This is a genomic window from Saccharothrix sp. NPDC042600 (assembly GCF_040647305.1).
GTDB classification, from domain to species: domain Bacteria; phylum Actinomycetota; class Actinomycetes; order Mycobacteriales; family Pseudonocardiaceae; genus Actinosynnema; species Actinosynnema mutabilis.
Window position 1 is genome coordinate 58,697 of record NZ_JBEZBW010000033.1, and the last position, 15,050, is coordinate 73,746.

Consider the following 15,050-nt stretch of genomic DNA (forward strand, 5'->3'; position numbering starts at 1 on the left):
TCGGGCCGGCCGCGGAGCCGGGCCGGCGTTGGACTGGGCCGCCGTCGAGCCATCCCTCGCCGGGGCGGCCGCTCGGCCCCGGCTAGCGCTCGGCGGGCAGGGCCGCCAGCGCCCGTGCGATCCGGCCGTTCACGGTGGACTCCCGCCAGCCCAGGTGCGCGGCGATCTCGTCGTCGGGCAGGCCGGCGTAGTACCGCAGCACCACCGCCGCCCGCTGCTTGCGCGGCAGCACCGCCAGGCGGCGCACGACGTCCGGGCCGGTCCGGGTCGCGAACAGCCGTCGCCACGACAGGTACTCCGCCACGACCAGGCTGCGGACGCGGGCGTGCGGCGCGGCGGAGATCCGGTCCCACCGGACGTAGGCCCGGCACAGCGCGTCGCGCACCAGGTCCTCGGCGAGCCGGGACCGGCCGGTCAGGGCCGTGGCGAACCGCAGCAGCGGCACCGACTGGCTGGTCACGTACTGGGCGAACTCCATACCCCGGAAACGGCACAGCGACCCCGTTTGCTGCACCGGGTGCCGAAAAAAGTCAGCACGCGCCCTTCATGGCCAGCACGCGCTTCACGGCCTCGTCCACGCGCGCGGCCGGCAGGGTGCCCGCCGCCACGGACGCCTCCAGGTGGTCCAGCACCTGGCCGGTGCGACCGCCGGTGGACCACAGCGCGATGTCCGCACCCGCCGCCAACGCCTGCCGCACGGCCTCGGGCAGGTCGACGCGGTCGGTGACGGCGCGCATCGCGCCCAGGTCGTCGGTCATCGCCGGACCGCTGAACCGGTACTCGCCGCGCAGCAACGCGTAGGCCTCGGGGCTCAACGTCGCCGGGAGGCCGCCGGTCAGGCCGGGGACGTCGATGTGGCCGAGCATCACCACGACCGGTCCGTAGCGCGCGATGTCGCGGTAGGGCAGCAGGTCGGCCCGGCGCAACGCGTCCAGCGGCGGTGCGGTGACCGCGCCCTGGTGGGAGTCGCCGCTGGTGTTGCCGTGGCCGGGGAAGTGCTTGAGGACCGGGGTGGTGCCCGCGTCGCGCAGGCCCTCGGCGAAGGCCTGGGCGTAGGTGGCGGCGGTGGCCGGGTCGGGGCTGAACGACCGGTCCCCGATGACGGTGTTGTCCGGCTGGTCGCTGATGTCGAGGACGGGCGCGAGGTCCATCGTCACGCCCCGGTTGCGCAGCGCCGCCGACCGGTCCCGCGCCAGCGCCCGCACCTGGTCGGGGGACATGGCCTGCGCCATGCGCCGCGCGCTGGGCATGTCGCCGTCCAGCATCTCCACCCGCTGGACCCGGCCGCCCTCGTCGTCCACGGCGACCACGAGCGGCAGCGCGGCGGCGGACCGGACCACGTCCAGCCCGCCGGTGAGCAGGCCGGTGGCGTCCCCGCCGATGAAGATCGCCCCGACCTGCTCGGACCGGACCAGGTTCAGCGCGTCCTCGCTGCCGCGCGGGTCCACGCCCACCATCAGCAGTTGGGCCAGCCGCAGGCGCGGGGTGAGCGAGGCCGCTCTCACCGCGCACGGGTCGGGCGGCGGCGTGGTGGTCGTGGCGCCCGCTGTGGTGGTGCCCGCTGTGGTGGTGGTCACGGGCGCCGCTTGCGGTCGGCCCGGCACGACGTCCTCCGCGCCGACGCTGGTCAGGAGGGCGGCGAGGACGGCCCCGACGGCGACGAAGACCAGAAGTGCCCTGGTCACGGCCTTGGGGCCGCCGTGACGCCCGTTCGGCGACTGGTCCGGCACCCGTCCAACCTACGTCACCGCGCGGACGTCCGCCCCACGCGCGGCGCGGGCGGGCGCGAGATCCGTGCCGGCGCCGGCCCGCCCAACACCACCACGACGGCGGGAACGGCCCGGTGCCGTCGGGTGTCTCACCGGGTCTCTGATGTGATCACCGCATGACGGACATCCCCGCGTTGCTCGACCGACTGGCCACCGAACCGGACGACGCCGGGTGGAGCGAACTGTGGTCGGCGCTGCGCCACCAGGGCACGTCCTACTCGGCCAGTCATGCGGCACTGCCGAGGTTGGCGGACCTGGCCGGGCGGCCCGAGCCGTTGTACGCGTCGCAGGCGGTCGTGCTGGCGGGTGCGATCGTCGCGGACGGCGGATCTCCGTGGCGGACGGGACTTCTACCGAGGAGGGCGGCGACTCCACCATGACGCGGCCCGCTTCGGCTGAGAGCTTGGAAGGCTACAAACGCCGAGCCCACGACCTCGCGACCGCGCACGGGAAGCCCCAAGTGGCACGCGTGTTGCTGCACCTGTTCGGCGGGGCGACCTGCCCGGCGTGCGACACGGAGTTCGTGGTGGCGGAACGCGTCGGGGGCTGAGGACGCGACTCGGCCGCCCCACCTGAGCGGGGCGGCCGAGTCCTCGTGGTCGGGGGTCAGTCCGTGCAGGACACCGGATCGTCGAAGTGGCCCGGTGTCGTCGGGTAGGCCTGGCCCGTGCCGTGGGCGTTGTTGTCCGCCGGGTAGACCAGGGCCAGTTCGCGGAACGCGGACGTGCCCGCCGTCGTGGCGTCCGAGGCCGACCGGCCCGCACCGGTGCCCCACGCCAGCTTCTGCAGGAAGGTCTCCATCCCCGGGCTGCGTTGGCGGATGTCGTTGTACCCGCCGTAAGCCGCGTTGCAGTGGGTGTAGAGGTTGTAGGCGCCCGACCAGTCGATCAGGCGGTCGCCCGGGTTCGGGCCGTTGCCGGCGACGTCGCCCTGCAGGACGTCGCGGTCCCAGCCGCCGTAGAGCCAGTCCGTGCCCTGGTGGTGTTGGTTGTCCGCCAGGGTCGCCGGGTCGGCGGTGTCGTTGGTCTTGTTCGTCATCTCGAACCAGCTGCACGGGTCGACGAAACCGCTGCCCAGCGACTCCGGCCACGGGCCGGCCGCGCACCCGCCGGGGAACGTGCCGCGCGGGTTGAAGTCGATCACGTCCGAACCGATCGCACCGGCCTGGGACGCCGCCGACGTGCCGCCGACGCCGCCGAACACGTGGTCCAGGTACCGGTCGTCGGTGCCCCGCGCGTCCGGGTTGAACGTGCCGTTCACCAGGCAGTCCGGGGTGGGCGCGGTCGGGTCGCAGCCCTTGCCGCCCCACAGGACGTCCGCGCCGTCGCCGCCGAACACCTGGTCGCCGCCGCTGTCGCCGTTGGCCAGGTCGTCGCCGAAGCCGGCGTGGATGTTGTCCGCGCCCAGACCGCCCCGGATGCGGTCGTCGCCGCCCTCCGCGATGCCGTCGTGCGGCATGGCGGGGGAGGTCGAACCGCCGATGAACTGGTCGCCGTCCACGTCGTGCAACAGGTCGGTCCGCCGGTCGTAGGCGCCCGACCGGAACCCGGTGTAGGACTCCTGCGGCACCGAGTTCAGCGACGCCGTGAAGCCGCGCGCGGCCACGTCGTCGGCGTTGAGCCGCTCGTTCACCACGCCGCCGCGGTCGCCGAGCATGGCGTCCTCGCCGTCGTTGCCGAACATGGTGTCGCCGCCCAGCTCGCCGTACATGTCGTCGTCGCCGTTCGACCCCGTCATGGTGTCGTCGCCGTCCTGGCCCCACATCCCGTCGTTGCCGTCGTCACCGAACATGGTGTCGTTGCCGAACGCGCCGACGGGTTCGCACGTGGCCTGCGCGGTGGTGCAGAACCGGGTGGCCGGTCCGGGCAGGTCCGGGTCGTGCGTGCGGGACACGGTCGCGTTGTCCGGCACCAGGCCGGCCGCGTACCGCTCGGTGTAGACCTTCTCCTTCATCGACCCCGGCTGACCCTCCAGCGTGCGCACCAGGGAGCCGTTGTCGCCCAATTGCACGTCGTCCGCGCCGTTGCCCTCGAAGGCGTCGCCGCCGTCGCGGAACCCGGCCGCCGCGCTGCCGCCGATCATGTCGTCCTGGCCGTGCGACGGGTCGGAGCCGTCCAGGTCGGCCGAAGGCGTGCCGGGCCAACCGGGGTCGGCCAGCGGGACGACCGTGGTCTCCGACGAGGGCTCGGCCAGCCCGAGGTCGCCGCGCAGCACGTCCGCGCCGCCGTTGCCCTCCAGGTAGTCGGCCTGGCCGCCGCCGGAGACGAAGTCGCCGCCGTCCTGGCCCCACAGCACGTCCACGCCCGACCCGCCGGACACCCGGTCGTCGCCGAACCGGTCGGCCGGGGGCGCCGGCGCGAGGTCGTACTTCACCACGACGCGCCCGGTGATCGGGTTGCCGCCGGTGGTGGCCAGCCGCCGCGTCGCCCGGGTCGGGGTCTCGCCCGCGGCGGGCCGGTTGACCACGCCGTTGTCGCCGATGCCGACGTCGTCGCCGTTGCCGCCGAACAGGGCGTCCGCGGCGTCGGTCTGCCCCGAGGACCCGGTCAGCGGCGTGCTGCTACCGCCCACGAGGTCGTCGTCGCCGTCGTCGCCCTCGATGAAGTCGACGCCCTGGTCGCCCTCGACGTAGTCGTCGGCCGCGTTGCCCTTCAGGCGGTCGGGACCGCCCTGGCCGAGCAGCACGTCGTTGGCGTCGTCGCCCCACACCTCGTCCGCGCCGGACGAGTCGGCGTGCGGGGTCAGGCCCAGGTCCAGCAGCACGATCCCGCGCGGGGTCATGCCGCGTTCCTGCGTCAACCGCGACGGCGGGCCGGTGCGCAGCAGCGAACCGTTGTCACCGATCGCGACGTCCTGGCCGTTGTCGCCGTGGACGGCGTCGCCGACGTCGGGTTGCCCGACGCCCGCGGCCTCCTCGGTGGACGAGCCGCCCACCAGGTCGTCCTGGCCCTCGTTGCCGGACAGCGTGTCGCCGCCCGGACCGCCCTCGGCGTAGTCGTCGGCGTCGTCGCCGGTGACCACGTCCGCGCCGCCCTGCGCGGTGATCACGTCCGCCTCGCCGCCGCCGCTGATCACGTCGTCGCCGGACGTGCCCGCGGTGGGGGAGTAGCCGAGGTCCAGCAGCGTGATCCGGTGCTGCTTGCCGAACCCGCGACCCTGGGCGATCGGCGAGGCGTCGCCCAGCGTGAGGACCGCGTTGTCGCCGGCCACCACGTCCGGACCGGAGTCGCCGAACAGCGCGTCCCCGGCGTCCGGCCGACCGACCTGGTGCCCGTCCACGGTGGACGCCACTTCGGCCGAGCCGCCGACCACCCGGTCCTCGCCGCCGTCGCCGTGCACGACGTCGTCGGCGTTGTTGCCCTCCAGGTAGTCGTCCTGCGCGCCGCCGTTGACCTCGTCGTGCGCCAGGCCGCCGAACGCCCGGTCGTCGGCGTCGCCGCCGAACACGAAGTCCGGACCGCCGGCCGCCGCGTTCACGCCGTCGAGGTCGAACGGTCCGCCGGACGCCGCCGGGCCGTCGCCGTTGTCGCCGATGACCAGGTCCGTGCCCGCGTCGCCGTACAGGGTGTCGCCCTGGTCGGCCTCGCCGGCCTTGCGGGTGCCGCCGACCACGACGTCGGTGTCCGCGCCGCCGAACGCGGTGTCGGAGCCGTTGTTGCCCTCGACCACGTCGTCCTGCGTGCCGCCGTAGAGGGTGTCGTTGTCGTCGTTGCCGTAGACGTGGTCCTTGCCGGCGTCGCCGTACACCAGGTCCAGCCCGCCGCCGCCGTACAGGGTGTCGCCGTCGTTGCCGCCGCCGACCACGTCGTCACCGAGCTGCCCGCACGCCAGGTCGGCGTTGGACCGCAGGTCCGCGCTGTCCGCCGCGCCGCCGGCCGCGACCACCTCGACCCCGGCGCCGCCGGTGATCAGGTCGCGCCCGTCCGCCGCGTCCAGCGGTTCGGCCGGCGGCTTGGACGCCGGGTCGCCGGGCGGGGCGCACGGGTTGGCGTAGCGGTCGCCGTAGACCTCCGCGCCGCCGTCGCCGCCGATGACGTGGTCGTTGCCGTAGCCGCCGACCAGCAGCTTCGAGGACGGGGAGACGGTGGCGGGCAACGGCCGGTGGCCGACCGTGCGCAGCGGGCCGAAGTCGCCGGATCCGGTCACGCCGCCCACGTCGGACGGTTCGGCGACCACGTAGTCGTCACCCGGACCGCCGAACACCTTGTCCTTGCCGAACCCGCCGGTCAGCACGTCGTTGTTGCCGCCGCCGCGGACGTCGTCCACCTGGTCGGGCTTGGAGCGCCCGGTGACCATGTCCACGCCCTGGCTGCCGTACACGGTGTCGTTGCCCGTGCCGGTGTCCACGGTGTTGGTGGCGTCCACGATCTCGCCGTTGACCGTGGTCTTGTCCGGCCAGCCCGGCTCGTCCACCCCGGTCTCGTCGGCCGGGTCGCCGATGCGGAAGCTGGTGTAGATCGAGTCCGGACCCGAACCGCCGGAGATCTTGTCGCTGCCGTGGCCGCCGACGAGGGTGTTCTTCTGCGCCACGTACTCGGCCTTGCCCGGGTTCGTGTCGGCCAGCGGGCTGTCGGAGGCGATGCCGATGGTGTCGTCGCCGTCGCCGCCGTCGAGCGTGTTCGCGCCCAGGCCGGCCGCGATCCGGTCCTTGCCCGCGCCGCCGGTCACGGTGTCGCCCGCGCCACCGACGGTGATCGAGTCGTCGCCCTCGCCGCCGTGCACGGTCGCCGTGCCCTTGCCGCCGAACGCGGCGTGCAGGTCGCCGGTGGTGATCTGGTCGTTGCCCGGACCGCCGTCGACCGTGGACGGGCCGATACCGGTCTTGATCGAGTCGTCGGCCTTGCCGCCGGTCACCTCGACCGCCTTGTCGAACGGCTTGGCCTCGGCCGCCTTGTCCTCACCCGCGCCGCTCTTGTCGCCGTCGCCCTGGAAGACGAACACGCGCTTGCCCTTGTCGTTGGTGGCGTCGGCGTAGACCTTCGTCAGGTTCTTGTCCCGGTGCTCCTCGCGGAACCCGAGCGCGCTGACCGCGAAGCCCTCGAAACCGCCGTCGGAGTTCACCAGCTGGGTGACGGTCCACTTCTCCTCGTTGTCCCGCGCGGTCCACGCCGAGTCGCCGCGGGCGCCGGTGTGGGCGTCGCCGACGTGCAGCACGAGCGTGGTGCCGTCGGAGTGCGCCAACGTCGGTGGTGGTGGCTCGCAGTTCGGTTTCACCGAGAAGTCGAGCAGGGTGATGTCGGCCAGGGTGAAGTCGAACGACACGCTGAACGGCGAGAACCCGATCGTGATGTAGACCTTCAGGAACAGGCTCAGCCTGCCGTCCATGTTGAACAGGCACATCGGGTTGTTCAGCGCGACCTTGGTGAACTCGAAGAACCGGAACTTGCCGTCGTTGTTCGGGTCCGCCCAGCTCAGGTTGATCGTCAGCGCCACACCGCCCTTGATGCCGACCTCGATCAGCACGACGCTCACCGCCGCGCCCGCGGCCAGCTCGCCGCGGAAGGTCACCACCGGCAGCGGCTTGCCCGCGTCGTCCGTGGTCTCCAGGTAGATGGAGTCCAGGATGTCGGCGACCTGCTTGTCCTCGATCGCCTTGCGGATGCCGTAGGTGTCGAAGCCGGCGCGGAACCGGGCCTCGACCGACGCGCTGCCGGAGATGCTGACCAGCACCGGCGGCGGCGCGTACACCGGGCCGAAGGACTGGCTGTAGGAGAACGCCAGCCGCAGGGCGCCGGAGTCGAACTTGACCAGGTCCACGTCCTGGCCCATCAGCAGGCCGAACAGCTCGGCCGGCTTCTCCAGGATCGGGAAGGTGAACCCGGCGGAGTTGCCCTTGCCGTTCGCGCCGACCAGGCCGCCGCCGTTCTCCTCGTCCACCTTGGCGCGCAGGTCGGGGTGGAGGGGGTTGGCGGTGCCGATGAGCTTCGCGGCGGTGTCGGGCGAGTTCTCCGTCTCCAGGGCCTCCTTGCCCAGGACGGTGAAGGTGCCCACCGTGATCGCGCCGCCGTCGTTGGTGATCTGGCTGACCAGCTGCAGCGTGCGCAGGATCTTGTCCACGAACTCCAGGTCCGGGCCGCCCGCTATGGTGCTGAACGCCTTGGCGATGGTGACCAGGTTGACGTCACCGCCGCCGACCGCGCGCGAGAGGTCCGACAGCACCGGTATCGGCGCGTAGAGCTGGTCCAGGATGGGCTGCACCGGCTTGGTGAACAGCGCCACCTTCTCCACGATCGGTTTGAGCACCGAGCCGAGGAACTGGCCGGCGTTGAGCTTGACGTCCCGGAACTCGATCTGCGGCGCGCCCTCGCCGGGCTTCTGGCCGAGCTTCCACTCCCACGCCAGGTGGAACCAGCCGGAGATGCCCGGCAGCGGTCCCGCGGTGACGTCGAAGTCCCAGTCGATGCCGACCTTGGCGGCCAGCGACACGTCCGCCACCTGCGGCACGTCGGCCAGGTCGGCCAGCGTGATGCGGGCGTCGGTGTCGATCGCGCAGTTCTCGAAGCAGGCGTCCTGGCCCTTCTTGTGCAGGTCCACGTAGAACTTGCCGGAGAACAGGTCGGTCGCCTCGCCCGGCCGCTGCTTGAGCCCGACCTCCAGGAAGGCCAGCTGCGCCTTCATGTCGGCGGGCAGCGTGAAGCCGAGCTTGAGGCCCAGCTCCGGGCGGTCGATGTCCTGCGTGGCCACGAAGAACCCGGAGCTCTTGTCCACGCCGACCTTGACGTGCAGCCGGTAGGACAGGCCCGCGGTGACGCCGGTGCGCTTGGCGGGGTCCGCCGCCTCGCGCAGCGACAGGCCCGGGATGCCCAGGTCCAGCGGGCGGGTCAGGCTCAGCTCGTTCGTGGCGCAGTTGTCGCTCGGGTCCACCTTGCCGTCGCAGAGGTCGAAGGTGAACGTGGCGCCGGTGATGTCCGCCAACACCGCCGCGTCCGGGCAGTCCGCCAGCTTCGGGTTGGCGTCGGAGTCCTGGTAGTCGGCGCCGAGCGCGCCGGTGGTGTCGGTGTAGGCCACCGCGTCCGCGGCCAGGCCTTCCGCGACGAGCTTCCACTGGCCGTTCTGCGGGTCCTTGCGGACGATCTTGTAGCTGGTGGCGTAGGCCGACTTGGTCCAGCCGAGCTGGTTCTTGTTGTCACCGCCGAGGGTGGCGTTGCCGTCGGAGACCGTGGCCGACGCGGGCGGCGCGTCCTTGCCCTGCGCCGAGGCGACGATCCCGTACTCGTACTCGGTCGTGCCCTTGGCGCCCTCGGCGGTCGCCGTCGGGTTGGTCACGGGTTGCAGCACGGCCTCGCAGGTGAAGCCGACCGTGACCGCGCTGCCCACCGCGGGCTTGAGGTGGTTGTTGACCCAGTCGGTCAGCTCGCCGGTGTTGTTCACCCGCCCGCCGCCGGGCATCTGGGCCATCGCCTGCTCGATCTTGGCCCGCAACTGGCCGAACCTGTCCGCGCCCTGTTGGAGGTCGTCGCCGACCAGCGGGAGCTTGCCGTCGAACGCGGCCGTGCGCAGCGCGCGTTCGATCATCGCGAGGTACTTCTCGATGCCGTCGCCGAACTGCGAGAAGTCCAGCAGGGCGGCGGCGATCTTCTCGTGGAGGTTCTCCGGCACGACGACCCGCTTGACGCCGCCGGGCAGGTCGGGGCCGGGCGAGAACGCCTGCGCCAGGTCGTCCACCTCGCGCGGGAGGCGGAGGATGAAGGAGTCGCCCGGGTCGGACAGCTTCGTCCAGTTCTGGTTGTCGGAGCTGACGAACACCGGCATGACCGCGCACAGCGCGAGGTCGGTGCCCGCTACCGGGTCGCCGGGGCAGGTGACCGGCTGGTTGTCGCCGTTGAGGCTCAGCGACACGTTCTTGACGAAGTCGGCCAGCGGGACCGGCGCGGTGCCGCCGGGGCCGTAACCCAGGTGCGCGTTGTAGTGCGCGTTCGCCACGGCCTTCTCCGACCCGCCGGGGTTGCCCAGCGCGATCGACAGCGGACCGATGGACGACTTGACCACGCCGGTGATCCCGCCGTGCACGGTCAGGTCCACGGTGGACGTCGGCAGCACCTTCAGCTCGGTCGCGTCGTCCGGCGTGCCGTCCTTGGCCAGCGGCAGCACGAACCCGACCTTGGTGGACCCGGTCAGCGCCAGGTTCGCCGTCGCCTCGCCCTCGGCGGAGATCAGCGAGCGGGCCACGCCCTTGTCGTCGTCGAAGGCGAACCGCACCGGCTGCTCGGTCGCCACGGCGCGCTTGAGGTCCACGTTGAGCACGATCGACGGCTTGTTGTCCACTTCCTTGAAGGCGAAGGAGACCCCGCTGCCGTCGGGCAGCGCGTCGTTGAGCACGGCCACCAGGTCCTGGAGGTAGTCCGGCGGCGCGGCGGTGAGCTTGTCGACCGCGTCCTCCAGCGGGCTGCGGAAGGTGTAGGAGGTGCCCTTGGGCGGCACCTGCGGCCACGGCTCGGTCAGGAACACCTGCTTGCCGACCGGGTCGGCCACGGCCACGACCGCGACCTGGGTGCCCACCAGCACGGCCCGCTTCTCGTGGTCGTCGCCGAACGCGCGACCCGGGTCCTTGATGTAGCCGACGTTCTTGCCCTCGAACGTGGTGTTGCCGTACTCGACGTCCGCGCCGGAACCGGAGTCGGCGGTGCCGAGCAGGTCGCTCAGCGACTTGCCGACCACCGGCAGCGGCGTGGTGAGCGCGGTCTGCACCGAACCTTGGCCGTTCACGGCCCGCAAGGACGTGTTGAGCACCTGCAAGGCCTTGATCAACTGGCCGAACATCGCGCGCGGGTTGTCCGGGTCGAAGTCGAACGCCTTGGCCTTGTCCAGCTTGTCCAGCCCGGTGAACTGCACGTCCGACGGGTTGGTGAGGTCGGGCATCGACACGCCGACCTCGACCGGGCCGCCGAAGAAGTCGGTGATGCCCGGGACGTCGAGCTTCACCGTCGCGGCGGCCTTCGCGCCGACCGCGACCGTGAGGAGGTTCTCCGGCTCCTTGGCCGGGGTGGCCAGGTCGTCCACGAGCCTCGGGAACACCTGCGACAGCGGGAGGTCGCCGTCCGCGTCGCCGACCTTCTTCAGGCCGACGGTCAGCATGTTCGCCGAACCGTCCTTCTTGGACATCGACAGGTCGCCGGACAGGTGCACCTTCAGGTAGCCGACGCTGCCGTTGACGTCCACCTTGGTGTCCACGGGCGCGTCGGCCTTGATCAGGTCGCCGCCGGTGCGCAGCAGGAACCGGTCGGGCGTGCGCGGCAGGCTGGTGACCAGGGTCGTGGTGCCGTCGGGGTTCTTGTCCGCGAACGGGCAGCCGGTGGCGGCGGCGTCCGGGTCCAGCGGCTTGCACGCGTCGCCGGTGATCGGGTCGCGCAGGTCCAGCACCAGGGTGGCGGTGGCGACGAAACCCGGCTTGACGGTCGCGGTGGCGTTGAGCGCGTTGGCGTCGCGCAGGCCCTTGGCGGAGAAGGTGTCGCCGAAGGTGACCTGGCCGGTCATGGGGTCGGGCGAGTTGACCTTGTAGGGGGCGCCGGGCGCGGGCGTGCCGCCGCTCCACGGCTCCTCCAGCTCGATCATGTCACCGGTGTTGTTCTTCACCACGCCCTGCGAGGTGCCGGCGGACACGATGCGGCCCTTGAAGTGGTCCGTGGGCCACGGCTTGGTCTTCCCGGTGTGGAAGAGCTTGGTGGGCTCGTAGCCGACGTTCGCGCCCTGGCCGGAGGTCAGTTCCGCGACCACGTCCAGCTTCGCGCCGTCGTTGGGCGCGTTGCGGGTCATGGTGAGCGTGAAGGCCAGCTTCTTGGTGGTGTCGTTGAAGTCCACACCGGACACCGCGATGGGGCCGGTGTTCAGCTTGGCGAACATCTCCTGGATCGAGCTGAACTTCGGCAGCCCGGCCTTGGCGGGGTCGTCGCCCTTGTCGGGGTTGAAGACGTTGGCGTCCACGAACTCCTTGAGCACCGACCCCGCGGCCACGGCGTCGGCCAGCGTGCCGCGCATGAACGGCAGGTTCACGTTGCCGGTGGGCTTGGCCTGCTCGCCCCACTGGGCGCGCTGGATCGCCTCGATCGAGCTGACCAGGTGGCTCAGGCCCTCCAGCAGGTCGCGCGGGCTGAGCGTGGTGAACCGGGTGAGCTGGGCGAGGTCGGACGCGCCGACGGTGACGACCGGGGAGCCGGTGGCGATGTCCGGCCACTTCACCTCGACCTTGCCCGTGACGCCGGCGACCGACGTGCCGGCCAGCGGTTGGGCGGTGAACTGGAGCGCGGCGTCCACCTTGCCCGCCGGTGAGCCGAGTCCGATGTGGAACAGGCCCGCCGCCGCGCCGGACGCGGCCAGCTCGGCGGTGCCGGGGCCGACGCCGGGCGGGTCGGTGGCGAGCCTGCCGTCCCCGTCGGGGTCGTCGGCCGTGGCGGTGATGGTCGCCTCGACGGTCAGGTGGGAGTTCGCCTTGTCCAGGTCCACGCCGAGGATGCCGAACCCGGCGGTCGGGCTCGCGGACGCGTCCAGCTCGCCCTTGACGCCCACCGACAACTTCGGCGAGGCGTCGTCCTTGACCACGTAGAACCAGTCGCGCGCCGAGTCGTAGGCGAAGTGCAGGGTGGCGTCGAGCGTGAACGTCACGTCCACCGCGCCGGAGGTCGTGAACGTCAGCGGTGGGCTGGAACTGGCGACGCCGACCGGTTGCTGGTCGGCCACCTTCGTCACGTGCAGGGTGACGTCAACCCGTTGCACGGAACCGTTCTGGCTGGTCGCGACGGTCAGCGTGCCGGGGCGGTCCCCGCCCAGCGGGTAGCTGCCGGCGAGGTCGCCGAAGTGCTCCTTGTCCTTCAGCGGCTCGTGGATCGTCTTGGCGACCAGGTCCTGGAAGCCCAGCGCGCCGCCGGGGCTGACCCCGAGCAGCGGCACGGCCTTGCCGAGTTCGCCGACCGAGCCGAGGGCTCTGCTGAAGTCGGCGAACTGCTTCAGGCCGGCGGCGATCGCGGCGACGTCCGCGTCCTGGGCGGCGCGGGCCGGGGTCGTGGTGACCACCAGTCCCAGCACGGCCAGCGCGAAGCTCGTGAGGGCGGCGGTGATCCGCCGGGACGTGCGCGCGAAACGGCGACGAGCAGGGTACGACCGCATGGCCAGACCGCCTTTGTCGACGGCGGATGGCCCCCGATGCCATGCGCCGGAACGGGTGTGACTGGACTTCCCGGCACCACCGCGCAGGAGCGGTCGCGCCGCACAACGGGGGAGTCGACCGTGCTGTGACCTGTGTTACGTCGCCGAGATGTCGCTCGCCGCTTTCACCCGATCGGGCTACCGGTCCTCATCGGACGGCGCAGAGCGGGTGTCGATCAACGCCTCGATGCCGTCGAGCAGGCGCTGGAGCCCGAACTCGAACTGGTCGCCCGACCACGGCCGCACGCCGGCCCGCAGGGCGCGCAGCAGGTGCGGGTAGCGGGTGAAGTCGACCAGCTCGGCGAGCAGCCGGTCCTGCTCGGGATCGGGTTCGGGCTGGTCGAGGTGTTGGCGGGCCAGGCCGCGCACGTAGGCGTCGACCGACTCGACCGCGGCCATCTTCTCCGCCTCGGACAGGCCCGTCGCGTCGAACACGCGCAGCGCGGAGTCGATCCAGCGCAGCAGGTTCGGGCCGGGCGCGGGCGCCTGGTTGGCCAGGTGCAGCACCCACGGGTGGGCGCGGAACTCGACCCAGTCCGCGCGCGCCCAGCCCTCCAGCTTGGCCCGCCAGTCGCCGGGGCGTTCGTGCGGCAGCGGGTCGTCCGCGCCGATCGCGTCCAGCATCAGCGCTTCCAGCTCGGTCTTGCCCGGCACGTAGGTGTAGAGCGACGCCGTGCCGACGCCCAGGTGCTGCGCGACCCGGCGCATCGACAGCGCGGCCAGGCCGTCCGCCTCGACCACCTCGATCGCGGCCCGCACGACCCGCTCCAGCGTGAGGCCCCGCTGCGGACCGCGCGCCGGGCGGCGGCCGTCGAGCCACAGCAGTTCGAGGGCGCGGTTGGCGTTCATGGCGAAACCCAGTATACCGTTCGGAGTGGATCGAACGCTGTTCGGAGTTTCACCTGGGGGTTCTGATGGGGGTTGCGCCGCGAAGGGAGCGGTGGACGCTGTGGGCGGCCACGCTGACCAACGGACCGACCGAGCTGATCGACTTCGTGCTGCCGCTGTGGGCGGGCGCGGCGATCGGGCTGGGCCCGTTCGAGGTCGGCGTGCTGATGGCCGTCGAGATGGCGCTGTCGATGGTCGTGCGGCCGGTGGCGGGGGTGCTGGCGGACCGGTACGAGCGGCGTTGCGTGGCCGCGTCGGGCGCCTTGCTGTACGCGGTGTCGTGTGCGGGGTACGCGGTGGCGGGCAGCGCGGCGGTCGCTTACGCGGCGGCGGCGGTCGGTGGTGCCGGCGGGGCGTTGTTGTGGGTGGCCGTGCGGGCGATCGTGAGCGAGCGGCTGGCGGCGGACTCCGCGGTGTTCCCGCGCTTGGTGACCGCGCAGGAGACCGGGTCGTGGGTCGCGTTCGTGGCCGGGTTGGCGTTGCTGGGCGTGATCGGGTTCGGCGGGCTGTTCTGGCTGTGCGCGGCGGCGTGCGCGGTGGCGGCGGGGTTGCTGGCGGGCCTGCCGCGCGGGCGGGGCGTGGTGGCGGAGGCCGGCGGGCTCGGCGCGGTGGGGCGCAAGCTGCGGCCGATGCTGTTCGCGGTGGTGATGACCATGGCGGCGGAGTCGGCGGTCGGGTTGTTGTTGCTGTTGCACCTGCAGCGCGGGTTCGGGCTGGAGGTCGTGCAGGTGGCGTACGTGTTCCTGCCGGGTGCGATCGCGATGAGCCTGGCGGCCGAGCACCTGCACGGGTACGTCGTGCGGTTCGGGCGGTCGCGGGTGCTGATGACGGCGTCGCTGGCCAGTTGCGCGTTCGCGGTGGGGTTGGTGTGGGCGCCGAACCCGTACGTGGTGGCCGGGTTGTGGGTGTTGAGCGGGCTGGCGTGGGCGGCCGTGCTGCCGGTGCAGCAGGCGGTGATCGCGGAGGCGTCCGGCGGGCGGGTCGGGCGCGGGATGGGGGTGTACGAGTCGGCGTGCCTGGTCGGCGGGCTGATCGGCAGCCTGGCGGCGGGGGCGCTGTACGACGGGGCGAACTGGGCGGTGGCCTGCCTGGTGGCGGCGGCGATGATCCTGGCCGGTGCCGTGGTGGTGCCGCGAGCGGTCCGCCGCCTGGGCGTGGCCGACATCCCGCCACCCCCGCCGGGGAAGGAGAAGACCGCACCCGCCGAGCCCGCGCCGGCCGAGCCGGGGACCGCCGAGTCGGGGGCCGCCGAGC

The 15,050-nt window shown here is 72.4% G+C and carries 6 protein-coding genes; 2 read left to right on the forward strand and 4 right to left on the reverse strand.

Going from position 1 to position 15,050, the window contains the following annotated elements; all coding sequences use genetic code 11:
- Positions 1–82: 82 nt before the first annotated feature.
- Together AB0A74_RS21090 and AB0A74_RS21095 are read right to left on the reverse strand one after the other, a co-directional pair.
- The gene (locus tag AB0A74_RS21090) at positions 83–478 is read right to left on the reverse strand and encodes a sigma factor-like helix-turn-helix DNA-binding protein (RefSeq protein ID WP_358251715.1); all 396 of its coding nucleotides are present in this window, start codon (positions 476–478) and stop codon (positions 83–85) included.
- Between the two features lie 52 nt (positions 479–530).
- Positions 531–1,730 (reverse strand): glycoside hydrolase family 3 N-terminal domain-containing protein, encoded by a 1,200-nt coding sequence (locus AB0A74_RS21095; RefSeq protein ID WP_358251717.1) that lies wholly within the window; start codon positions 1,728–1,730, stop codon positions 531–533.
- Between the two features lie 155 nt (positions 1,731–1,885).
- Here AB0A74_RS21095 and AB0A74_RS21100 point away from each other — a divergent pair, with 155 nt between their 5' ends.
- The gene (locus tag AB0A74_RS21100; RefSeq protein WP_358251719.1) at positions 1,886–2,149 is read left to right on the forward strand and encodes a hypothetical protein; all 264 of its coding nucleotides are present in this window, start codon (positions 1,886–1,888) and stop codon (positions 2,147–2,149) included.
- Between the two features lie 226 nt (positions 2,150–2,375).
- Here the strand turns inward: AB0A74_RS21100 and AB0A74_RS21105 are convergent, their stop codons facing one another.
- Both AB0A74_RS21105 and AB0A74_RS21110 read right to left on the reverse strand, forming a co-directional pair.
- Positions 2,376–12,869, reverse strand: coding sequence for a calcium-binding protein (locus AB0A74_RS21105; protein WP_358251720.1), 10,494 nt, complete (start codon positions 12,867–12,869; stop codon positions 2,376–2,378).
- A gap of 177 nt (positions 12,870–13,046) precedes the next feature.
- Entirely contained in the window at positions 13,047–13,757 is a 711-nt protein-coding gene (locus tag AB0A74_RS21110; protein ID WP_358251722.1) for a TetR/AcrR family transcriptional regulator, read from the reverse strand.
- Positions 13,758–13,822: 65 nt separating this feature from the next.
- Between AB0A74_RS21110 and AB0A74_RS21115 the strand changes: the two genes are divergently transcribed.
- Positions 13,823–15,050 (forward strand): MFS transporter (locus tag AB0A74_RS21115; RefSeq protein ID WP_358251724.1); only part of this gene is annotated, 1,228 nt, incomplete at its 3' end.